The 23,414-nt window shown below is 26.7% G+C and carries 27 protein-coding genes; 7 read left to right on the top strand and 20 right to left on the bottom strand.

What is annotated here, in order from left to right:
* Positions 1-6: 6 nt before the first annotated feature.
* The 5 genes from mltG to JG677_RS02655 are packed head-to-tail and all read left to right on the top strand — an operon-like array spanning position 7 to position 4,084.
* The gene (gene mltG, locus JG677_RS02675) at positions 7-1,002 is read left to right on the top strand and encodes an endolytic transglycosylase MltG (RefSeq protein WP_200169661.1); all 996 of its coding nucleotides are present in this window, start codon (positions 7-9) and stop codon (positions 1,000-1,002) included.
* A 50-nt stretch (positions 1,003-1,052) separates the two neighbouring features.
* A complete protein-coding gene (gene flgB, locus JG677_RS02670) occupies positions 1,053-1,484 on the top strand; it encodes a flagellar basal body rod protein FlgB (protein WP_200169659.1) in 432 nt (143 codons plus the stop codon).
* A 9-nt stretch (positions 1,485-1,493) separates the two neighbouring features.
* The gene (gene flgC, locus JG677_RS02665; RefSeq protein WP_200169657.1) at positions 1,494-1,988 is read left to right on the top strand and encodes a flagellar basal body rod protein FlgC; all 495 of its coding nucleotides are present in this window, start codon (positions 1,494-1,496) and stop codon (positions 1,986-1,988) included.
* A 2-nt stretch (positions 1,989-1,990) separates the two neighbouring features.
* Positions 1,991-2,290, top strand: coding sequence for a flagellar hook-basal body complex protein FliE (gene fliE / locus JG677_RS02660; RefSeq protein ID WP_200169655.1), 300 nt, complete (start codon positions 1,991-1,993; stop codon positions 2,288-2,290).
* 6 nt (positions 2,291-2,296) lie between these two features.
* Positions 2,297-4,084 carry a peptidoglycan D,D-transpeptidase FtsI family protein gene (locus JG677_RS02655; protein WP_200169736.1) on the top strand — a complete coding sequence of 596 codons (1,788 nt, stop codon included), beginning with the start codon at positions 2,297-2,299 and terminating at the stop codon, positions 4,082-4,084.
* Here the strand turns inward: JG677_RS02655 and mnmG are convergent.
* From mnmG to cetC, 4 genes are all read right to left on the bottom strand, one after another.
* On the bottom strand, positions 4,074-5,945 hold the full coding sequence (mnmG, locus tag JG677_RS02650) for a tRNA uridine-5-carboxymethylaminomethyl(34) synthesis enzyme MnmG (RefSeq protein WP_200285022.1): 1,872 nt from the start codon (positions 5,943-5,945) through the stop codon (positions 4,074-4,076). The genes JG677_RS02655 and mnmG overlap by 11 nt on opposite strands.
* 51 nt (positions 5,946-5,996) lie before the next feature.
* Positions 5,997-6,494: a PAS domain-containing protein gene (locus JG677_RS02645; protein ID WP_200285020.1), complete on the bottom strand. Its 498-nt coding sequence runs from the start codon at positions 6,492-6,494 to the stop codon at positions 5,997-5,999.
* A gap of 17 nt (positions 6,495-6,511) precedes the next feature.
* Positions 6,512-7,258, bottom strand: coding sequence for a methyl-accepting chemotaxis protein (locus tag JG677_RS09065; RefSeq protein WP_442778887.1), 747 nt, complete (start codon positions 7,256-7,258; stop codon positions 6,512-6,514).
* A 765-nt stretch (positions 7,259-8,023) separates the two neighbouring features.
* Positions 8,024-8,521: an energy taxis response protein CetC gene (gene cetC / locus JG677_RS02635; protein ID WP_200169650.1), complete on the bottom strand. Its 498-nt coding sequence runs from the start codon at positions 8,519-8,521 to the stop codon at positions 8,024-8,026.
* A 185-nt stretch (positions 8,522-8,706) separates the two neighbouring features.
* Between cetC and JG677_RS02630 the strand changes: the two genes are divergently transcribed.
* Complete coding sequence (locus JG677_RS02630; protein WP_200285016.1) at positions 8,707-10,095, top strand: cation:dicarboxylate symporter family transporter; 1,389 nt, start codon at positions 8,707-8,709, stop codon at positions 10,093-10,095.
* Here JG677_RS02630 and JG677_RS02625 read toward each other — a convergent pair whose 3' ends face one another.
* A complete protein-coding gene (locus tag JG677_RS02625) occupies positions 10,096-10,863 on the bottom strand; it encodes an inverse autotransporter beta domain-containing protein (RefSeq protein WP_200169648.1) in 768 nt (255 codons plus the stop codon).
* 114 nt (positions 10,864-10,977) lie between these two features.
* Between JG677_RS02625 and JG677_RS02620 the strand changes: the two genes are divergently transcribed.
* Positions 10,978-12,504 (top strand): inorganic phosphate transporter, encoded by a 1,527-nt coding sequence (locus JG677_RS02620; protein ID WP_200285014.1) that lies wholly within the window; start codon positions 10,978-10,980, stop codon positions 12,502-12,504.
* Here the strand turns inward: JG677_RS02620 and mnmH are convergent.
* From mnmH to JG677_RS02550, 15 genes are all read right to left on the bottom strand, one after another.
* The gene (gene mnmH, locus JG677_RS02615) at positions 12,501-13,502 is read right to left on the bottom strand and encodes a tRNA 2-selenouridine(34) synthase MnmH (protein ID WP_200285012.1); all 1,002 of its coding nucleotides are present in this window, start codon (positions 13,500-13,502) and stop codon (positions 12,501-12,503) included. The genes JG677_RS02620 and mnmH overlap by 4 nt on opposite strands.
* Positions 13,486-13,977 carry an HIT family protein gene (locus JG677_RS02610; protein ID WP_200217320.1) on the bottom strand — a complete coding sequence of 164 codons (492 nt, stop codon included), beginning with the start codon at positions 13,975-13,977 and terminating at the stop codon, positions 13,486-13,488. The genes mnmH and JG677_RS02610 overlap by 17 nt, the downstream gene beginning before the upstream one ends.
* Positions 13,977-14,663: an indole-3-glycerol-phosphate synthase TrpC gene (locus tag JG677_RS02605; RefSeq protein ID WP_200217319.1), complete on the bottom strand. Its 687-nt coding sequence runs from the start codon at positions 14,661-14,663 to the stop codon at positions 13,977-13,979. Before JG677_RS02605 ends, JG677_RS02610 begins: the two co-directional genes overlap by 1 nt.
* Positions 14,651-15,922 (bottom strand): tetratricopeptide repeat protein, encoded by a 1,272-nt coding sequence (locus JG677_RS02600; protein WP_200285010.1) that lies wholly within the window; start codon positions 15,920-15,922, stop codon positions 14,651-14,653. The genes JG677_RS02605 and JG677_RS02600 overlap by 13 nt, the downstream gene beginning before the upstream one ends.
* Entirely contained in the window at positions 15,895-16,269 is a 375-nt protein-coding gene (locus JG677_RS02595) for a YkgJ family cysteine cluster protein (RefSeq protein WP_200169638.1), read from the bottom strand. The genes JG677_RS02600 and JG677_RS02595 overlap by 28 nt, the downstream gene beginning before the upstream one ends.
* Positions 16,259-16,957: a tRNA1(Val) (adenine(37)-N6)-methyltransferase gene (locus JG677_RS02590; protein ID WP_200217317.1), complete on the bottom strand. Its 699-nt coding sequence runs from the start codon at positions 16,955-16,957 to the stop codon at positions 16,259-16,261. The genes JG677_RS02595 and JG677_RS02590 overlap by 11 nt, the downstream gene beginning before the upstream one ends.
* Positions 16,958-16,966: 9 nt before the next feature.
* The gene (locus JG677_RS08970) at positions 16,967-17,098 is read right to left on the bottom strand and encodes a hypothetical protein (protein ID WP_267904825.1); all 132 of its coding nucleotides are present in this window, start codon (positions 17,096-17,098) and stop codon (positions 16,967-16,969) included.
* An 8-nt stretch (positions 17,099-17,106) separates the two neighbouring features.
* Positions 17,107-17,874: a TSUP family transporter gene (locus JG677_RS02585; protein ID WP_200285008.1), complete on the bottom strand. Its 768-nt coding sequence runs from the start codon at positions 17,872-17,874 to the stop codon at positions 17,107-17,109.
* Entirely contained in the window at positions 17,864-18,628 is a 765-nt protein-coding gene (locus JG677_RS02580; protein WP_200285006.1) for a TIGR02757 family protein, read from the bottom strand. The genes JG677_RS02585 and JG677_RS02580 overlap by 11 nt, the downstream gene beginning before the upstream one ends.
* Before the next feature lie 128 nt (positions 18,629-18,756).
* Entirely contained in the window at positions 18,757-20,583 is a 1,827-nt protein-coding gene (gene flgK, locus JG677_RS02575; protein WP_200285004.1) for a flagellar hook-associated protein FlgK, read from the bottom strand.
* 11 nt (positions 20,584-20,594) lie between these two features.
* A complete protein-coding gene (locus JG677_RS02570; RefSeq protein WP_200217314.1) occupies positions 20,595-21,029 on the bottom strand; it encodes a flagellar protein FlgN in 435 nt (144 codons plus the stop codon).
* Between the two features lie 40 nt (positions 21,030-21,069).
* On the bottom strand, positions 21,070-21,270 hold the full coding sequence (locus JG677_RS02565; RefSeq protein WP_200169625.1) for a flagellar biosynthesis anti-sigma factor FlgM: 201 nt from the start codon (positions 21,268-21,270) through the stop codon (positions 21,070-21,072).
* Between the two features lie 68 nt (positions 21,271-21,338).
* Positions 21,339-21,665 (bottom strand): rod-binding protein, encoded by a 327-nt coding sequence (locus JG677_RS02560; protein WP_200169623.1) that lies wholly within the window; start codon positions 21,663-21,665, stop codon positions 21,339-21,341.
* Positions 21,665-22,711 (bottom strand): flagellar basal body P-ring protein FlgI, encoded by a 1,047-nt coding sequence (locus JG677_RS02555; RefSeq protein ID WP_200169621.1) that lies wholly within the window; start codon positions 22,709-22,711, stop codon positions 21,665-21,667. The genes JG677_RS02560 and JG677_RS02555 overlap by 1 nt, the downstream gene beginning before the upstream one ends.
* A gap of 131 nt (positions 22,712-22,842) precedes the next feature.
* The coding region (locus tag JG677_RS02550; RefSeq protein WP_200285002.1) for a carbonic anhydrase family protein at positions 22,843-23,414 on the bottom strand (572 nt) is incomplete at its 5' end.

The raw sequence follows: 23,414 nt of genomic DNA, 5'->3' as shown, positions 1-23,414 counted from the left end.
CTTGATATGGAAATTCCGTTTTTTAAAACTAAAAATAATAACATCACTAATATAGAAATTGTCAATAAAAAATATAGTATTTTTTTCTTCATACGTTACTTCTTTCTATTTATTATTTTTGGAATTTTTTACTACTTGCTTTTTCCACTTAAAAGTAATTCTGTAGTTTATATCCCCAAAGGCTCAGTGGGACAAATTATATCATATTTAAATCAGAATAATTATCAAATGAGTATAATTGATAAATATATTTTATCTTTTTTAGGTCATCCTCAATCTGGATGGATTAATATAGGAAACAAAGAATTAAATCGTGCTGAATTTTTATATAAACTCACCGTATCTAAAGCTGCTCTTGAAACTATCACTTTAATACCAGGTGAAACAACAATTGTTTTTTTAGATCAAGTTGCTAAACAATTAGATCTTAACAAAACTATACTTTTAAAAGAATTTGAAAAACAAGCCTCTTATAAAGAAGGAGTTTTAATACCAGAAACTTATAAAATTCCTAAAGGAATTACTGAATCTTTATTTATTAATTTTATATTAAAGTATTCTGAAAATAATTTTCAAAAAATCTCTAAAAAAATTTTTGGGGAATATAATGCAAAAAAATGGCATCAATATATTATAATAGCTTCAATTATCCAAAAGGAGGCAGCTAGTGAAGATGAAATGCCAATTGTTTCAAGTGTTATTTACAATCGTCTTAAAAAAGGAATGAAACTTCAAATGGATGGAACACTTAATTATGGAATTTATTCTCACGAAAAAATAACACCTCAAAGAATAAAACAAGATAATACTTCTTATAATACTTATAAATTTAGCGGGGTTCCAGAAGATGCAGTTTGCAATGTTTCATTAAATGCTATTAAAGCTGCTATTTTCCCAATAAAAAGTGAGTATCTATATTTCGTAAGAGATAAAAATACAAAAAAACATATCTTTACCACAAATATCAAGGATCATAATAATGCTATTAATAGACAAAAATAATGGAACAATTTTTGCTTATTATTTAAAAATATCAAATAAAAAGGAAGAAAATGATCTCACCATTTAAATCAAAAGAGCTTGTAGCAAGCGCTTTAGCTGGTAGAAATTTAAGAAATCAACTTATTAATTCTAATTTAGCAAATGTTGATACTCCTTTTTATAAAGCAAGAGATATTGAATTTGAAACAGCTTTAGTTAACCGTGCTAATGAAATTTTTAAGAAAAATGATAACAAAGAATTACAATTAGCAATAACAGAAGAAGGACATCAAAAACCTTGGAAATTTCCAGATCCAAATAAATCAACTATTTATTTAAGAGATGGACATTTAGCGAGAAATGATGCAAATACAGTAGATCTTGATGTAGAGACTACAGAAATGAGCAAAAATACAGTTATGATAACAGCTCTTGATGGGGTATTAAGAAGACAAAGTAATATTTTTAGCTCCATTATTGATGCAAGCTCTAAATTAAGTTAAAGGAAAATTATGGCATACTTAAGTGATTTTGATATAAGCGGATATGGATTAAGTGCTCAACGCTTTAGAATGAATGTCATTAGTTCCAATATAGCTAATGCAAATACAACAAGGACCGCAGAAGGTGGGCCTTATAGAAGAAGAGAGGTTATTTTTAAAGCGACAGATTTTGATAAGTTATTAAATGAACAAATTAATAAAGATAATAATTTCTTAAAATATGAAAACCCTTTAAATGATCCAACTTCTCCTAATGATGCCAAACCTGCTATTATGAGTGTTGTGGTTGATAAAGTTGTAAGAGATGATAAAGATTTTCGTATGAAATACGATCCTTCTCATCCAGATGCTAATGCAGAGGGGTACGTAGCTTATCCTAATGTTAATCCAGTTATCGAAATGGCAGATTTAATTGAAGCCACTAGAGCTTATCAGGCAAATGTAAGTGCTTTTACAAGTGCTAAAACTATAGCGCAAAGTGCTATTGATTTACTTAAAGGTTAAAAATGAATAATATTAATGATTTAAGACTTAATACAATTTCAAATAATAACTTATCTGATAATAAAACTTCAAATAATATTGGAGATGAATTTTCAAAACTTCTAAAAAATGAAATTAATAGCCTCAACAAAACTCAAGAAGATGCTGAAGCAGCTATGACAGATATAGCAACAGGAGAAGTTAAAGATTTGCATCAAGCTGCGATTGCTATAACTAAAGCCGAAAGTAGTATGAAATTTATGCTTGAGGTTAGGAATAAAGCTATTAATGCCTACAAAGAAATTACAAGAACACAAATTTAAACTTTGATACAAGAAAACAAGAGAAATAGAATATCAAAAGTTGCCTTTGCTTTTTGCATGGCACTTTTATTTATGATTATTTTCCTCATTTCAACTTTTTTTCTAACTTCAAAACGTCATATTCCAAACACAGAAAAAGATCAATATTCTCACGCATTAAGAGGAAATATTGTTACAAAAGATAATTTTACCATTGCATCATCGCGTCAAGTATATCGTGCTGAAATTGACCTTAGAAGCATTGATAAAGATAAATTTGATTTATTTTTAAAGCTTTTTCAAATTTATAGTGGAGCTAGTAATGAACAAATGCTTGATATTAGAAAAAGAATTCAAAACGCAAAGAAAAAAAGTTATAATTTTGTCCTTTTGCAAAACCTTGATTCAAAAAGAGCAAGCTATTTAAAAGAACTTGCTAAAAAACTATATATACAAGGATTTTTTAAAGCATTTAACAATAACAATCGTGTTGAAACTAGAGGTTTAAGTATTATTGAACATAGAGAAGATAGAATTTATATGTCAGCAGATACTTTAACTCCTGCTATTGGCTATACAAAAACTTTTTTAGATAAAGACAATAATATTTTAAAAAATATAGGTGTTAAAGGTTTAGAAAAATACTATGATGAATGTTTAAGTCCTTTACAAGATGAAAAAATTCAAGGTCTTAAAGATATAGGAGGGAATATTATTTTAAATTCTAACTCCTTGCAACAAAAAAAAATTAATGGTTGCGATCTTTATCTTAATGTTTCACTAAAACTTCAAAAAAATATAGAAAAGGCAATTGATCAAAGAAATGAAGAATTAAAAGCAAATGAAATTATTGTAGGGGTTATGGAAAGCAAAACAGGTAAAATACTAGCCCTTGCTAGCTCAAGAAGATATGATCCTAAAAACCGTAGCAAAGATTTATCTGTTTTAAATGCTAGTGCTATAGAATATGGCTATGAAGCTGGATCTGTTATTAAGCCATTTATTTTTGTAACAGCTTTAAGACTTAATAAAATTAAACTCGATGAAATCATTAATACTTATGGAGGGAAATATAAACTAGGACGTTTTATTATCAGCGATGATCATAGAAAAGATAAAATGAGCATGGAAGAAATTATTCGATATTCATCAAATATAGGAATGATTCAAATCGCTAAAAGATTGAATAATTTAGAAATTATTTCAGGACTTAGAATTTTTAAATTTGGAGAAAAAAGTGGTATAGATTTGCCTTATGAACAAAAAGGAGAGCTTCCAAATCCTAAAAGATTAAGAGATATAGAAAAATCTGTTTTAAGTTATGGATATGGTTTAAAAACTACTTTTATACAACTTCTTGGAGCTTATAATGTCTTTAATAATGATGGAATTTACATCACCCCAAAACTTGCAGATAAGTTTTATCAGAATGGACGTTTTATTAGCTTGGATGATGAAATTAAAAAAGAAAAAATTCTTTCAAATGAAGCAGCAAAAACTATGCAAAATATTTTAATTGACGTTATAGAAAAAGGAACAGGAAAAAAGGCTATGACACCTGGTATTATCATAGGAGGCAAAACAGGAACAGCAAGAATTGCAGAAAGACAAGGTTACACATCTAATCGCTACAATGCTTCCTTTTTTGGCTTTGCTAATGATGAAAATCATCGCTATACTATAGGGGTTTTAGTAAGAAATCCTACTAAGACTTATTATGCTGCACAAAGTGCTTTACCTATGTTTAAAGATGTTATTGATATTTTGATCAATGAAGATTTTTTAAAACCTATACAAAATAATTCTAATCAATAATTTTTTTATCACTCTTTTTCATTTTAATATAAATATGTAAAATATCTAAAGCCGCTGGAGTAATACCACTAATCTTACTTGCTGCAAAAAGAGTTTGGGGTTTAAATTTTTCTAATTTTTCTACTACCTCATTACTTAAACCACTAATATTTCTAAAATTAAAGTCATTTGGAATTTTTAATTCATTTAAATTTTTCATTTTATTGATTTGTGCTTTTTGCATTTTAATATAATGATAATATTTGGCTTCACTTAAAATTTCTTGTAAAGAATACTCATCCATATCCTCAAAAATTGTATCAACTTTTCTAAGTTTTTCAATATTAAAACTTGATCTTGCAACGATTTTTTGCCAGTTTAATACTGAGGTGATTGACTCTTCTTTAATACTTGCTAAAAATTCATTATTTTCATTATTTGGGGTAAGTTCTTTTTCTAGTAAAAATTTTAAACCTTTATTCAAATTCTTATTAATATTTTCAATAAAATCAAAGTCTTTTTTACTTAGAAGCCCTAATTTAAAACCATATTTACCAAGTCTTAATATAGCATTTTCTTCTCTTAATAAAAGTCTAAATTCAGCCCTTGAAGTAAACATTCTATATGGCTCTTTTGTTCCTTTTGTTACCAAATCATCAATCAATACGCCTATATAAGCTTCATCCCTATCTAAAATAAAAGGTTCTTTTTTATCAATAGCTAAAACCGCATTTACCCCAGCCATAAAACCTTGAGCTGCAGCTTCTTCATAACCTGTTGTTCCATTAATTTGTCCAGCACAATACAAATTTTTAATTTTTTTAGTTTCTAAAGTATGATAAAGCTCCATTGGATCAATATAATCATATTCTATGGCATAACCAAAGCGCGTTATTTTGGCTTCTTCAAAACCTTTTATACTTCTTAACATTGCAATTTGCACCTCATATGGCAATGAGGTAGAAAAACCATTTATATAGTATTCATTTGCAACTTTTGTCTGAGGTTCTATAAATAAATGATGACTTTCTTTATCGCCAAAACGATTAATTTTATCTTCTATAGAAGGACAATATCTTGGACCTATACCTTCAATCTGTCCAGTAAAAAGTGGAGCACGATAAAAATTATTTTTGATTATATCATGTGTTTTTAAATTTGTCCTTGCAATAAAACATGGAAGTTGAATAGGATTAAAATTTTTTGTTCTAAAACTAAAAGCTTTAGGAAATTTATCTCCGTATTGAATTTCTAAAAGATTAAAATCAATACTTTTAGCATCAACTCTTGGACAAGTTCCAGTTTTTAATCTTCCAATATTTAAATTAATTTTTTTTAAAGAATTCGCAAGTTTTATAGAAGAGTATTCCCCTACTCTTCCTGCTTCAATTTTTTTCTCCCCAACATGAATAAGTCCATTTAAAAATGTCCCTGTTGTTAAAATAATTTTTTTAGCAAAATATTCATTATTTAAATTTGTTTTAACACCAAGCGCTTGATTATTTTCAATAATTAAATCTACAGCCTGCTCTTGAGAAATATCTAAATTATCCAAACTTAAAAGTTTATTTCTAGCATAAATTCTATATGCATCCATATCAATTTGTGCTCTAGAACCTCTAACAGCTACACCCTTGCTTTCGTTTAGTATACGAAATTGAATTCCTGTTTGATCTGTAATTTCTCCCATCAAACCACCCATAGCATCAAGTTCTTTTACTAAATGTCCTTTAGCAAGCCCTCCTATAGCAGGATTGCAACTTGCTGCGCCAATTTGCTCAATAAGAGTAGTTAAAAGTAAGGTTTTTTTACCCATTCTAGAAGCTGCTGCACTTGCTTCAATTCCTGCATGACCTCCGCCTATAACAATAATATCAAACATAGCTAACCTCTAAAATATGTTGAGTAAAAAAGAATCTTAAATAAAAACTATTTAAGATTCTTGAAGCTGAAACATAAGTTCATTATAAGTTTTATTTTGACTTTTACAAAATTCATCTAAAGTTTGTAAGCTTGCACTGATACCCTCTTTATCTTCAATTTTTAATAATTCATCATAAAATTTTTCAATTATATCAACAGCTTTTTTATTAGGTTTACGACGAACAGAATAATATCCTATAACTTTGTTTGCAATAGAATCAAATGATGGGGTAACATTTGCAAAAACCCAATAATAATCTCCATTTTTTGATTGATTTTTTACAAAAGCAAAAATTTCTTTTTTTTCTTTCATATAATTCCACAAGAGTTTAAAAACAGCTTTTGGCATAGAAGAGTGTCTTACTATATTATGAGGTTTATATAAAATTTCACTCATTGAAAAACCGGCATATTTTAAAAAATCGCCATTTGCATAAACTATTCTTCCCTGTAAATCAGTTTTTGAAGTTATTAAACAATATTGTGTTAAAAAAATCTCCTTTGACATTGTTATTCCTCTTTGAATTATACTTTTAATTTTTCTAAAATTTCTAAACTTTTCTGTTCTAAATTTTTAACATCATTAACAATTATATTATATGCATTCTGATCAATATATTCAAGACTTGATTCTTTAATTGCTTTTTGAGCATTATCTTTTATATACTCTTTTCCTTGATTTAATTCATTCTCTTTAATACATTCGTCAATAATGCTTTTAGCTCTATCATCATTACAAAGATTTGAAATTGGATCAACACTTTCAAGATTAAATTGTTGAGCTCCATTAAGGTTAAGATAAATATTTGATTTATACAAAATATGATCTATTTTTACAGTTGAAAGTATAAGTCTTTTTGCAAATTCTACAAAATCTTTTCCTAAAGATAGACTATTCTCTTCAAGACGCTTAAATGCTTGAGAAAATTTATTAATTCTTTCTTCTGACTCACTCACAATACCAAATATTTGCTCACTACCTAATTGAATATTTGTAAAATCTTGCTGCATTGTCTGTATGGCAATTGAAATTTCGCTTGTAGATTTTTGAGTTCTCTCTGCTAGTTTTCTAACTTCATCAGCAACAACAGCAAATCCACGTCCGTGTTCTCCTGCACGTGCAGCTTCTATTGCAGCATTTAACGCTAATAAATTTGTTTGATCTGCTATATCTCTAATTACTTCAACAACAGAAGTGATATTTTGAGAATTTGCTACGAAAGTCTGCACAGTATCTTTACTTGAATTTACAACTTCTAATAAAGAACTCATAGAATTTTGCAAAGAATTCACTTCAGAACCACTTTGAGTTGCAGTTTGTGTTATAAAATCAACCATATCATAAACATTTTTCATAATACTTATATCTTGATTTAAAGAAGATGAAATTTCTGACATATCTTTATTTTGATTTGTAAGACTTAAATCCATTAAAGTTTTTGATAAAGCATTTTTGTATGCCAATTTAGAAGTAGCCTCTATACTTGATAAAACTTTATTAATAAATTCTATATTAGAAGCAAAAGTTCCCTTTAAACCCTCAGGAAGCGCTTTTCTATAAAATTCACCCTTTTGAGAACAAGAAATAGCAGTATTAATTTCTCTTAAATAAGCCTCTAAATTATCTATGGTATTATTCATATTATCAGCAATAATACCTAATTTTTTACTTTTGGTATTAGTATAAATAATTCTACCATCAAAATTACCCTCTCTTAACTCCCCAGAAAGTTGAAGCAATTTATCAATTATAACTTGTTCATTTTTATAATAAAAAAACATATATATAAGCAATACTAAAGATAAAATTAAAATAGGGATTGCTATAAAGATACTTATAAAAGCTCCTAAAATTCCTAATATAACCGATAAAATAGAAAATATAAACCAATTTACCATTTTAAATCTATACTCCTATGAAAATTAATAAATTTTAAGATATTTTAAAAAGAATGATTTTTAAGCCAAATAGACTTATAATTTTTTAGAATTTTTGAAAAGGAAATTATATTAAAAACAAGATTAATTCTATCTTAATTATCTAAGATTTTCTTGCAAATCGAAAACTAACTGATTGTAACTGACATTATAAGATGAAACGATTTCTATCAAAGAATCTAATCCTGCCTTAATGCCTCCTTGCTTCTCTTTTTCTAAAATAGTTTTATAAACACTCTCTATGATAGGCAAAGCTTTGCGATTTGGAGCTCTTCTAACTGAATAATAATTAATTATCTTACCGCTAGAATTAAACGATGGGGTAACATTTGCAAAAACCCAATAATAATCTCCATTTTTTGCTTGGTTTTTTACAAAGGCAAAAATTTCTTCTCCTTTTTGTATGGTATCCCATAGACATTTAAAAACAGTTTTTGGCATATCTTGATGCCTTACAATATTATGAGGCTTTCCTAAAAATTCCTTAGTCTCATAACCAGCATATTTGGAAAAATCATCATTTGCATAAATAATATTTCCCTTAAGATCTGTTTTAGAAGTAATTAAAGCATCTTTTGATAAAAAAATCTCTTTCATAATAATTCACCTCTAAATTTTTGACGCATTATATCGTGTTTAATTAAAATAAAAATTAAATATTTTTATTAAAATAATATATATTTGAGAAAATAAGTAACACTTAAAAAAGAATTCATATTAAAATAATGCTAAGTATTTATTTTTCTGTTAAAATTTTTGAAGTTTTTTTAGAGGAGTTTATTTTGGAAACTTTGAGTCAAACATTGGTAAAAAGAAAACCACCTTTTTTAAAATCTTTAATAAAAAGTCTCGGTTTTTGGGTTATTATTGGCATCATTGGAGGAGTTATACTTGGATATTTTAATAAAGATTTAGCTTTTGCTAGTAAAGGCGGAGTTGAATATTTTATTAAAACTTTAAAAATTTTAATTGGACCTATTATATTTATTACCATTGTATTGGGTATTATTAGTCTTGAAAATCTTAAAAAACTTGGTAGTATTGGTGTTAAATCTGTTCTTTATTTTGAAATAGTAAGCACTTTAGCTTTAGCTATTGGAATCTTTATGGCAAATATCATGCAACCAGGATCTGGAATGAATCTAGATCCAAAAACACTTGATTTAACTAAAGTTGAAAAATATGTAAATCAAACTCAAGAAATTAGCGCCAAATCAGAAATTATGCATATTTTAAAAGATGCAATTCCAACAGATATTATTAGTCCTTTTACAGAAGGAAAAACTTTGCAAGTTCTTATTATTGCTATTATTACAGCTTTAATTATTTCTTTAATGAAGCAAGAAGATAAACAAATAATACAAAAAACATTTGAAATTGCACAAAATTTTGTATTTAAAATTTTACAAATTGTAATGTATTTTAGTCCTATTGCAGCATTTTCCGCTATGGCTGTATTGATTGCACAATATGGCATTGAATCTTTAATTAATCTTGGTTATTTACTTTTTGTAATGCTTATTTCTTGTCTTGTCTTTATTTTTATTATTTTAGGTATTATTTGTTATTTAGTTAAAGTAAATATTTTTAAATTTATGCGTTTTATTTCTAGAGAAGTTTTAATTGTTTTTGCTACAAGTTCAAGTGAGTCAGCTCTTGCTCCTTTAATGAGAAAATTAGAAAAAGCAGGATTATCAAAAACAACAGTTGGGTTAGTTTTACCAACAGGATATAGTTTTAATCTAGATTGTACAAATATTTATTTAGCAATGAGTCTAATCTTTTTAGCGCAAGCCTTTAATGTAAATTTATCTTTAAGTCATGAAATTAGTATTTTAATTGTTTTAATGATAGCATCTAAGGGGGCTGTTGGTGTTACTGGTTCTGGATTTATAGTTCTTGGAAGCACTTTAGCGGCATTAGGTGGTATGCAAATTCCGGAAGCAAATAATGGATTTGGTGGAACCTTAGCTGAAGTTTTACCTGTAGCTGCTATAGGAATTTTGCTTGGAGTTGATAAATTTATGTCAGAAATGAGAGCTGTGGGCAATCTTTGCGGAAATAGTGTTGCGGCTTTAATTGTAAGTATATGGGATAAACAAATCGATAGAGAAAAATTTAAATATGCTCTAGATCACCCTGAAGAATTTCGTAATGCTGGAATGTATTAGTTATCTTTTGAGGAAATCATAACGTTGAACTTCCTCAAAAATATCATTATTTTTTTTAAGCTGTTTAAAAAAACTTTTATTCAAATCAATCTTAAAACCTAATTGCAAAATTCTATCTTCACTTTGATCCAATTCTCTAAAAATAAAATTTAAATTAAAAATACTATAAGGAGAATAAGATACTTTATAATCAATATTTTCTTCGTTTTTATTTATATCAAAATAAAAATAATCATAATTTGGAATAGTAAAACTTACCCCAAGTTGAATGTTACGTTTTGCTTGATCAAAATAATAATAGTTTGTATAAGCTTTTAAAAAATTACTATAACCAAATTCTCCCCCGAAACTGACATCTTTTTGCTCTTTTTTTCTATCGATAAAACTATTAACACCAATTAAAAAATTATCTTGCTTATAGCGATTAATCAATCCACCAGAATAATTATAATTATCTTCACTCACATAAAGTTCTTTTTGAAATAACAAAGAAATATTTTTATATTCATATAAAGAATTTAAATTTTTAATTTTTACATTCCCATTGTTAAAATTCAAATCATCCCAAGTTTTATCAATGCCATTTTTATTTTCCAAGACATTAGACAACAAAGAACTAAAAGAATCTTTAAAATTTATATTATATTCTGGTGTTTTTATTTTTTTTTGAGAAATATTAAAATCGAATTTCTTCCATTGATTATTTGGGTTAGATCCTGCTAAAACATTTATAGTGCATATTACTACAATTAAAAATACTCTTTTCATCATTATCCAAAATAAAATAAAAAACATTATAAAAAAATAAAACAAATTAAAAGTAAAATAAGAAAAATTTGCTAAACTTCAATTGCGATCGCAATTTAATTTTAAGGATTTTGTTTGAAAAAGGATAATATTGTTGCTTCTGGCATATTTATTATTAGTATTGTTGTCTTTTTTGTTTGGGGGAGTTATTATATCTCTAATGATCATTTAATACTCTTTATTCTTGCAAGTATTTTTGGAATTTTTATGGCTTTTAATATTGGTGGAAATGATGTGGCTAATTCTTTTGGTACAAGCGTTGGCGCAAAAACCATTACCATAAAACAAGCTCTAATAATAGCCGCTATTTTTGAATTAAGTGGAGCTATTTTTGCAGGTGGAGAGGTTACAAAAACCATTCGTTCAAATATAGTAAATTTTTCACAAGATTTAAATCCTATGCTCTTTGTATCTATTATGTTGGCAGCTCTTATAAGCTCTGGAACTTGGATTTTTATTGCTACAAAAAAAGGGCTTCCTGTTTCAACGACTCATAGTATTATAGGAGGAATTGTTGGTGCTAGCATTATGATGGGAATGATATATTTTGATGGTGAACAAACTCTTTCTATGGTAAAATGGAGTGGAATTTTAAAAATTGCTATTAGCTGGGTTATTTCTCCTCTTTTAGGTGGTTTAGTAGCTTATTGCATTTTTAGCTACATAGATAAAAAAATTCTTAAACCTTCTAAAAACTTAAATGATCAAATTAAAAATATAAAAAAAGAAAAGAAAAAATTCAAAGAAGAATATTTTCAAGCTCTTAAAAACAAATCTCAAGATGAGCAAATCAAAGAATTAAGCTTGATCGTTTTAGATGATGGAGAAAAGGAAAAGAGTTTTTATAAAAATCAAATTAAAAATTTTAAAGAAAAAGAAAAAGCTATTGATATTTACTCTGTTTTAAAAACTCATATGCCTATAATAGGTTGCTTGAGCGCTATTATTATTTCCGCTATGTTTTTATTTAAAGGTTTAAATAATGTTAGCACATTAGATATTTTACAAAATGTATGGATTATAGGAATATTAGGTATTGTTGCATATATAGTTACTTTTGCCATTGTAAAAATTGTAAGAAAAACAGAACTAAATAAAACAACTAATAGGATTTTTGCATGGCTTCAAATTTTTACTGCTTCAAGTTTTGCTTTTTCACACGGTGCAAATGATATAGCAAATGCCATTGGACCTTTTGCTGCTATCTTAGACGTTTTAAAAAATAATACAATCAATGCAAATTCTCCAGTTCCTTTTGCTGCTCTTTGTATGTTTGGTGTAGCTTTAGTAATAGGACTTTGGTTTTTAGGAAAAGAAGTGATAAGAACAGTTGGTTCTAAACTCACAAAAATTAAACCAACAACAGGATTTAGTGCAGAACTTGGTGCAAGTTTGGTTATACTTCTTGCTACAGGGCTTGGTATCCCAGTAAGTTCAACTCATATTTTAATAGGGGCAATTTTAGGCATAGGTCTTTATAATAAAAATGCAAATTGGTCTCTTATGAAGCCTATAGGTTTAGCTTGGGTGATTACTTTACCTGTAGCGGGACTTATGGCGGCTATTGTTTTTGTTATTTTTAAATTTGCATTAGGGCTTTAATCTAAAGAATCTTTTAAATTGAATAAATTTAAAAGATTCTCTTTTGCTTGCAAAATATCATCTGTATTTAATATAAAATCAATATTTTTAGGTTTTTTATAAACTTTATCATAATATTCTAAAAGCATAACAATAACCCTTCTTAAATCACCTCTATCATAAGAACTTAACAAATCAAGACGTAAATTCATACTAATATAAGGTGTAATTTTTTCTATAGCTTTCTTAAATTTTAAAGGTGTTATTTTCGATTTATAAAATTTTTCTATTCGTAAAATACGATTTTCCAAAGAGCAAAAACAATAAATTTTAAAAGAATTTTGCATAGCTTCATATAAATTTAAAGGTAAAATAATATCTCCTATCCTTCTACTTTCAAGTTCAATAAAAGCCTGATTTTTAATATTTTTAAAATTCTCAAAAAGCATAGTTTCAAAAAATTTTTGATTTGGCTGCTCTCCCAAAATCGATCCAAAAACTGAACCTAAATGATTAGCTAGTTTTTCAAGATTAATACTTTGAGGCAATAATTCTAAAAGTTCTGTTTTTCCACATCCTGTATTACCACAAAGCGATAAAAGTTTAAAATTGAGTTGTTTGGAAAAATAATTATTTAAATACGATCGATAGGCTTTATAACCTCCTTTTAATCTAACCACGCGATAACCAAGTTCTGATAAAATAATGCTCACACTTTTAGAGCGCATTCCTCCTCTAGCACAATATACTCCAATCAAAGATTTTAATGGAAGCTCTTTATATAATTCTAAAATATGTTTTGCCATATTATTGCAAATATAGCTTGCACCCTTGATTTTAGCCAAAGATTGATTTTTAGTATATAAAATACCTATCTCTTCAAATTCTTCATTATTTAATGCATAAAAATTTTTGGCTCTAAAAATGTGGGAATAAATAAATTCTCTAGGGCTTCTTGCATCAATCAAACAATCAAAATTTTGCTTATCAAATTCCTGAAATTCAAACTCTTGAAACATTATTAAAAGCTGTTGCTATTTTTTCGTAATTTTTTTTAAAATCACTTCCATAAACTCTAGTTTCTCCTATTGTTGTAATAAAATTGGTATCCCCGCTCCAACGTGGCACGAGATGATAGTGACAATGCATTGCAATCCCAGCTCCAGCGTCTTTGCTTAAATTCATACCTATATTAACCCCGCTAGCATTTAATTCTTGTTTTAAAATTTTAACACCAACTCTTACTAAATCACTCATTTCTTGCCAAATTTCATTTTTTAAATTTTCTATATGCTCCTCGTGTATATAAGGAACTATCATAAAATGTCCTACAGAATAAGGATAAGCATTCATCACACCAAAGCAATATTTTGCTCTAAAAATAACTCCTAATTCTTCATCACTTTTAATTTTATTCGCACAATCACAAAAGACACAACTTTGTTTTTTATGATTAAAATATTCCTGACGCCAAGGTGCATACAAATATTGCATTATTTATCCTTACAAAAAACATCAATTCCTAAATTTTGATATTTTTCTATCTCATTTTTTTCTATCATATTACAAGCTAAAATAATTTTAGAATTAGGAATTAAAGAAATTATTTTTTTATAAGATACTTCATTAAAGGTTTGCAAAAAATAAATTCCTAAAATATCCGCTCCAGCAAAAATTGCCTTACTTAAATCTTCTTTATCACTAATTAAAACTAAAGCCTCAAGTCCTAAGTATCTTGTAAATTCAAGTAATCTTTTAAGTTCTTTTAAATTTAAAAATTTAGCACTAAGCAAAATAAAATCTGCTCCATAAACTAAAGATTCAAGAATTTGATATTCATCAAAAATAAGCTGTTTATTGAGCAAAGGAAGCTTAAGATAACGTCTTATTAAACTTAAATTTTGAAGATTTTGGGGTTGTAATTCAATACATAAAGCACAATTAGCTTTATCTTTTTCTAAATCCAAAGCTTGTTGTAAAAGTTTTTCTTCTTTTTCTTCTTTTATAATAGGCATAAATTTTATTTCATTATTGCTTCTTTGTAGATTTTTTTTCACTTCTTTTGGAAAAAAGGGATTTGAAGCTAAAGATCTTCCTAGCATATCATAAGGAAAAATTTTCTTTCTTTTTTCAAGCTCTATCTTGCTTTCATTTATTATTTCATCTGTTATTTTAAACATTCTTTAATCGCTTTAATATGATCTTTACTTTCTTTTGAATTTGAAAACTCTTTATCAACAAAAGTTTTTTCCAAAAACTCCCAAGCTTTTTTGCAATCTTTTAATTTATAATAACCCCAAGCAAGTGAATCAATATAATATAAATTATTTGGTTCTTTTTCTAGGGCAAGTTTTACTAAATATATCCCTTTTTCAATATCTATATCATTATCAATTAATAAATATCCATAATAATTTAAATATAAAGCATTACTATTATAATCTATTCCTTGTTCGAATTTTTTTGCTACAGATAAAACTAAACTTGGAGTTATTTTTTTATCTAAACTCGCTTGTTCAAATTCGAAAACGGCAGCACGCATAAGATATTCTTTATTTCCACTTTGCTCATACATTTTTAAACTTAAATTTTTAGCTTCATTAAATTTTTTAAGATCTTGATATAAAAAGATTTTAATATCATTATCTAAATCATATTCTAAAGCTAAATCTAGTGCCTCTTGTTTTTTTTGCTCTTTATTTAAAATATCAAGCAAAGAATAAATAAAACTTTTATTATTGCTTATTTTATAAAGATCGATATAAATATTTTCAAGCAAATCAAATTTCTTTTCATCATTATAAATTTTAGCTAAAACTGAACAAGTTTTTAATGTGCAACCATTTTTTTGACGCCATTGTTCAAGAAATTTTTCAATGCTTTTAGTATCATCTAAAATTGCATAAGTGCTGATAATTTTAAATAAAAAATCTTCTGTTGGATTTTGTTTATAAGCTAATTTGTAATATTTTAAAGCATTGATAAAATCTTTTTTTTGCACAAATAAATCGCCATAAAGTTCCAAATTTCTAGGATCATTAGAATTTTTAGCCAAAAGTTCGTTGATTAATTTTTGCGCTCTATTAAGCTCTAAACTTTTTAAAGCATAAAAAGCACTAAGTCTTTTAAGATTATCATTTTCATCTACATAAACTCTAGCAATATTGTCAATTTCTTTAATATCATTTAAATTATTTGCCAATGTCAAAAAATAAGCATTTTGTAAAAAAACAACATCTTTATATTCTTTAAAAAGATCTAAAAATATATCTCTAGATTTTTTATAATCATTAAAATACTCATAATTTAAAGCACTAAGAATCTGCATATCAAGCTTATTACTTTTTTGCTCTTCATAATCTTTAAAAACTACTTGGTTTTTATTTGCACAAGCTGTTAAAAAAATAGTTATTAAGATAAATAATAAATTCCTATACATTCTTTTTGCAATTCCTCTTTATGAAATTTAAAATATTTCCAAAATGGAAATGTTTTACACTGATTAGGTCTTAATTCATAAATACTACAATTTCTTTTCTTTTTATCAAAGAAAATACAAGCATATCCTTGTTCAAATTCAACTTCTTTTAAACTATATCTTAAGCCAACTTTTTTTATAAATCGTTCCATAAACTGCTTGTTATCTAGCTTTAAATAATCACTAAGAAGGTTTATTTCATCATTATTTATAAAAATATTCCCACTTTCTCCAGTGCAACATTTCCCGCCACATTTAGCACAAGCATTCTCATCAAAAGCATAAGGAAAATCTTTTTCATATATCATAACTTTTTATCCCAAACCTTAAGCAAATTTCATTCATTTTATCACTTAAGTGATTATTTTCATACATTAAAAAAGGAGCTAAAATTTCACAAGAACTTTTTACTCCTTTTCTTGCTTTAATCAAAACTAATCTTGACTTTGATTTAATATCTTTATGAACACAACAAATTTTAATAATTTTTATATTATTTTTCTCCAATAAAGCACAAATTTCACTTAAAGCTATGCTTTCATAGCAAAAATATAAAATTCCTTGCGGTTTTAATAAATGATAGGATTTTTCAATAAAAACCTCTAAAGGTAAAAATTCTCTAAATTTGCTTATATTTTTATGGATATTATTGCTAAGTTGTGCCCCTTGTCTGTAAAAAGGAGGATTACTAACAATAAAATCAAATTTTTTTAAAGAATTAAAATTTTTAAAATCCTCGCAAAATACCTCAGCTTCCAAAAAATTATATTCTAAGTTTTTTTTAATAAGTTTTATATTTTCTTTTTGAATATCTAATAAATTTAAACTCAAACTAGGAATATTTTGTTTCAATAATATTCCTATAATACCACAACCACTACCAACATCTAAAACTTCAGATTTTATACCTTCTTTTAATATAAAATCTACAAGCAATAAAGAATCACTATTGTAACGATAGCCTTCTTTGTATTGAAAAAAATGCAAAAGCTCCAAACTATATCCTTAATGAGTTGGAATTTTAACTATCTTCTTTTTATCTATTTGTTGTTTTTTAGAAATATTTTGTTCAAAATTAATAAAATCTTTTGCAAAAAGCAAAGAAGAAAAAAACATTAAAAAGATAATTTTATACATAAACGCCTTCATTTTATAAAATAATCCCAAGATACTTTTATGATAGTTAAAGCAACAACAACTAAAAATAAAATTTTTATAAAATGTCCTTTAGTTTTTAGAACAAGTTTTGAACCTAAAAATGCACCTATAATTTGACCAAATCCCATTAAAAAACCTATATCCCATAAAACTTTATATTGCCAAATAAAAATAAAAAGAGCAACAATATTGCTAGAAAAATTTAAAATTTTAGTATTAATACTAGCTTGTTTCATGCTAAAACCCAGTAAAAAGACACAAGCAAAAATCCAAAATGATCCTGTTCCTGGTCCCAAAAAACCATCATAAAAACCCAAAGTTAATCCGCAAATAATATGAAAAACTTTGATATTTTTAATCTTTGCTTTGCTTTGTTCTTTTCCAAAATTAGGCTTGAATGCAATATATAAAAAAGTAAAAGTTAAACACACTAATATTATAATTTTTAAAGAGTTATCTTCAATAAATAAAACCCCATAACTTCCAATAGCTGCACCAATAGCTGTAAAACAAACTCCCCAAATTAAATGAGGTAAAGTAGTTGATTTATAATACGTAAAAGCAGCAGTTAAAGATCCAAAAACACTTTGAAGCTTATTAGTTGCTATAGCCAAATGCGGTGAAATTCCACAAGCAAGGAGAGCAGGTATAGTTATAAGACCCCCGCCACCTACAATAGAGTCAATAAATCCTGCAAAAATAGCAACAAACAAAAGCACAAAATAATAAAATATATCAAAATTTTCAATTCCCATACTTTAAAATCTCCTTACTTTGCCCTAATCTATAAAGAGCAAAATCATATTTTACAGGATCATAAAAATCAAATTCTTTGAGTTTATTTGTTAATTCTAACACACTTTTAAAATCATATACTTTACGCTTAATAAGTCCTAAAGCAATCGAGGTTTTAAAAGTATGTATATCTAAAGGCATTAATAGATCTTTAGTATGAATTTTATCAAAAAGTCCCATATCAAGATTATCTTTTCTTACCATCCATCTTAAAAACATATTATAACGTTTTAATGGTGATTTTGGAATATTTTCAAAGCTTTTAGAAAAGAAAAAAGTATATCCATAACTTTCATAATTATTAAGCATTTTTACTTTCTGTATAAAAACTAAAATAGCATCTAAAATATTTTCTTCTTTTTGATAAGCTTTAGTAAATAATTCATTAAGAGAAATTTCTTGTTTTAATCTTCTAAAAGTAATAAAAATCTGAACAATATCTTGCTCATTTTGAAAACGATATTTTAATTTTTTACATTTTTTGTGAATTTGTTCTTCGTTTAAATTAATTAAATTAAAATCAAGCTTTTTTAAAAAATTAAGCATATTTTTTGCATTTCCATAAGCAAATAAAGCACAAATTAATGCTATAAATTCATCATTATGTATTTTGGCAACTTGAAGAGGATCAGGAGCACTAAATAAAGCTTTAGAATTATTCTTTTCTCTTGCTAATTCATCTAGCTTGATTTTAAGATTAATTAAATTTTGCATTAAAATCCTTTATTTATTCTAATTTAAATTTTTTAGAAAGCCGAAAATTAAAACAATAAAAATAAAAGAATTTTTAAAGATTAAAGAAATTTGACAAAAAATAAAAAGTCAAATTTCAAAATTAATATTTAAGATTTAAGTCCTAATAAAGTATCAAGCATCTGATCAACAGTACTAACGATTTTTGCTGCTGCTCCATAACTTGATTGATATTGTATTAAAGCTGCTAATTCTTCGTTGGTATTTACACCACATTTTGACTGATATTCTGTATAAACAGAATTATATAAGGTAGTATTACTTGCAAGAACAACTTCATTATTTTCTCCATCACTTGCAATTTTACCTGTAAATTTTCTATAATATTCTTCTAAAGTTAGTTTATCAATAGTCCCATCATCATTATAAAAATTTACTTTATCGTATTGAAGCTGTATAATTTTATTCGCCATGTCATTACCACTATCAACACCACTTAAACTTGCTCTTAAAGTACTAGGATCATTTAAAATGCTATCTTTAACAGAAATATTCCCAGCATTATTTCCACTAAAAAACCCTCCTATACTAAAAGCTCCTGCGAAATTTGTCCCTTTATCTTCAATAGCTACCTTAAACCCTGATTTTGCATTGATTTGAAACAATCCACTATCACTTTTTGGATCATAGCTAAAACTTGCATTAATATAATCATCTACATCATCTTGGTTATTATTATTGCCATTATCATCGGAGTTAAAATTTATCTGTTTTATCAAATCTTCCATAGTAGTATTAACATCTATGGTAATAGTTTTTGTAGCTTTTTTATCTCCTTTTTCATCATAAATAACAATATCAAAACTTCCAGGCTGTATGGTTCTATCATAATTCATTAAAGGTATATTAGATTGCAAACCACTAATATAATCAGAAGTCATTGAATTTTTTGCAGAACTCGCATATAAATTATTTGTTTCATTGATTAAAGTCTTAGCAAAAGTATCTAAAGAGTCCATATAACCTTGAAGAATCCCATTTTCATATTTTCCTTCTAGTTTATTATAATCTCTACCACGAAGATCAAGTTGTGCTCCAAGTTGACCTCCTTTAATCTTTCCAGTTAAATCACGAATTTTCTCATCTGCGGTTTCATAATAAATACTATAAGATTTATTTTTATCATCATAATCAAGTTTTAAAGGATGAAAATTTATTCCATCTACTATAGTAAAACCTTCTATGCTAAGGTTATATTGATGTCCAGGATCTGTAACTGTTTGATCAAAACGATTGTCTTGATTGATAGGATTTTTGGAAGCAACACTATCTACTAATTTCGAAAGAGTTAGTTCTAACTCATCTCTTCTATCTCTTAATTCATTGGCATGCTCTGTAGTTAAGGCTTCTTGTCCATAAATTTGTTTATTAATTGTTGCAATTTCTTCACCAATACGATTGATCTCATCAACTGTTGATTTTATATCATCATTGACTTTTTGTTGCATTTTTCCCAAAGTAACAAAAGTATTATTTAAACTTTCTGTTAAAGTTTGAGTAGCTTTAACAAGAGCTACTTTTGTTGCATTCTCGTTTGGGTTTGAAGCAAAATCATTCCAAGCTTTATTATAATTTTCCAAATCTTTTAAAATTCCAGTTGATTGTAAATCTGGAAATCTCTGAGATACTTCTTTTAATGTATCTCCTAAATATTTTGTATATTCAAGTTGCGTTGAAGCATTTTTTAGTTTGTAATAAGAATATTCATCATGCAAGCGAATAATACTATCAACACTCGTTCCAGTGCCAACCTGTACTCCTCCTGTTGTATAAAATCCATTGGTTGTTTGAACAACTCTTTGACGTGTATAAAAAGTGCTATTAGCATTTGAAATATTATTACTTGTTGTAGCAATTTGAACTTCACTTGCTTTTAAACCTGTTACCCCTGTATGAAGCGTAGAAAAAATACCCATTATATAACCCTTTAAACATTTATTTTAAAAAATGATTCTGGTGTAGTTTTTTTATCTCCATAAGCATTATTTGTTCCATTATTTGCATCAAACATTTTATTAAGCAAACCATCTAAAAAATCTTTAACAATTAAAACAAATTTTGCATATTCTTTATTTTTTGTATAAAGAGCTTGAAGATTATTTTTAAGTTGATCAAGTTTTTGTTTATCTTCTTCATCAAGCATTTGAGATAATCCTGCCGTAGAACTATTATTAAGAGTAATAAGAGCTTGATCTAATTCTTTTTTAGCTTGATTAAATTCTATTATTAGCTTATTTTTTTCTTCCACGCTTAAAGAAACGCTTTCATGTTTAGCAACTTTAATATTTTCTATATCTTCAGTAGTTAGAGAAATTAACTTCTCTAAAATCGTATTAACTTTATCTAAATGTTTTTTTATCATTTTTCTCTCCTTTTTTACTCAAAAAAAGAAGAGAAAAAAGCTAGATTAAAGAATCTGCAATAGCACTTGCTGTAGCTTTTAAATCGATTTTATATTCTCCATTTTTAATTTGCTCAGCAATTTTAGCAACTTTTTCATTTTCTGTTTTTTGAGTATTATCTAATTTTATTTTTTTATCTGATTTATTTGTATCTATGGTAGCAATACTACTAAGATAACCTTGTTTTACTGGATTTATCATTTTTGCCTTCCTTGTTAAAATGGATTTTACAATTTCCTATAAGGCATATCGGATAAATCTAAAAAAAATTAACTCCTTTCTTTTAAAAAATCATATAATAATTTAGAAAATCCGAGTCCGCCACTTAAAGCCTTGCTCATAGCATCATTATACATTGATGAATATATCTCATCACTTGCATCTTTTCCAAAAAGTGAATTTTGGTTTTTTAGCGAAATATCAAGAACAGACTTAACCAAAAAAGCTTCAAAAGCATCTGTTTGCTCTTTTAAGGCTTGATCTTGTGGTGTTTTTGCAATAACTTCGTTATCTTTTACTCTAGCCTCAAAAGGTTTTTTTAAATCATAAATTTGACCTGACATATTATAAGTATTTAAGAAATTATCAATTTTCATTATATAATCTCCAAATCAGCATTAATAGCACCTGCTCTTTTCAAATTTTCCATAATAGCTATAATATCATTTGGACTAGCACCCAATTTATTAAGCATTCTTGCTATATTTGCTACAGTTGTTTTTGAACTATTAATCCTTAAAGTATTAGAATTTGGATCAACGATTCCCCCATCCTTCATATCAATCTCATTACCAGCTAAAGGTGTAGTATTATTAGGATCAATTTTAATGGTAATATCTTTATGAGTGATTAAAATAGGTTCAACTTCTACATCAACCCCTGCAATAACTGTTCCAGTTCTTTCATCAATTATAACTTTATTTTGCGGAGTATAAGAAATATCTTGTTCTAAAACTTTAGCCATAAATTCTACATTAGAAAGATCTTCAGGTTTATTTAATTTTATCGTTCTTGAATCAACAGCTTTTGCAACATTTTCTTCAAAAACAGTATTTAAAACTCTTTCTATATCATTAGCTGTTTTAAAATCTGCTGTTTTTAAGCTTAGAGTTAAATTATTACTTTCATTAAAATTTTGAGGAATTTCTCTTTCAACATTAGCTCCACCTATAACTGTAGCAGCAGTAGAATGAGATCCTGCTGCTCCAGGTCTTGGAGCTAAACCACCTACAGATAAAGAACCTTGTGCTATAGCATAAATTTCTCCATCAATTCCTCTTAAAGCCGTGAGTAAAAGAGTTCCACCTTGTAAGGATTTAGCATCTCCTAACGATGAGACAGTTACATCAAGTTTATCTCCACTTTTTGCAAAAGCAGGAAGCTTAGCAGTTACCATAACTGCTGCTATATTTTTTGATTTAATATTATTTGGATCAACTTTTATATTCATACCTTGCAAAAGATTTGAAACAGATTGAAGAGTAAATTTAGAACTTGTTCCATCTCCACTCCCATTAAGTCCAACAACCAAACCATAACCTATAAGTTGATTATCTCTTACTCCAACGGTATTAGCAATATCCTTAATTTGAACCGCAAAAGCACTAGCGATAAAGAGTAAAAAAAGTGCCAAAACTCTCATTGATTATTCCTTTAATCTATAACTTACTATGATAAAAAGCAAGAAGTGTTCCAAGTTTTATATTTAGTAAAATAGATTAAGCAATCAATAAATAAAATTTTATAAACTACTGATTAGCTGATCAGTAAAAATCATTCTTTATAATATTTAATTATTCTATTATTTAAAGTTTGTAAAGCTCTTGCATTATTTTTTAATAATTTTTGAAATTCTAAAACTTGAGCTTTTGATAATTCTAAAGGATGCTCCATAACTATCCATTCTACACCTTCTGTATAAGGTTTGGTTGTTAAAGAACCTTCAAAATTAAAATAAGATTTATTTTTAGGCAATAAAGTTTTTAAATCTAATTTTTGATTCTTTTTAGTCTCTTTTATATTTTTTAAAATTTGTTTTAAAGTTAAATTTTCTTTTCCCTCTTTAAATAAAACTCCTATAACTAAAATTTGATTTAAAGAATTTTTATGCACAAAATGAAGTTCTAAGGGATATTTAATATTATTTATAGCATTTTCAGAGGGAGTATGAAAATGAAATTCTTTCAAAGTAAATTCTAAATTATTAAAAAGTACTTTATTTGAATTTAAAGTATAAATTTTTAACATATTTTTATTATTAACAATATTTTTAATTCCACCATTATAAATAATATCTAAAGCATTGTATGTTCTTTTGGTCAAATTTTTATCAATATTTATAGGGC

This window comes from Campylobacter sp. TTU-622, assembly GCF_016598965.1.
Lineage (GTDB): Bacteria > Campylobacterota > Campylobacteria > Campylobacterales > Campylobacteraceae > Campylobacter_D.
Note: the sequence above shows the minus strand (reverse complement) of the source record. Positions and strands in the feature narration are given on the sequence as shown.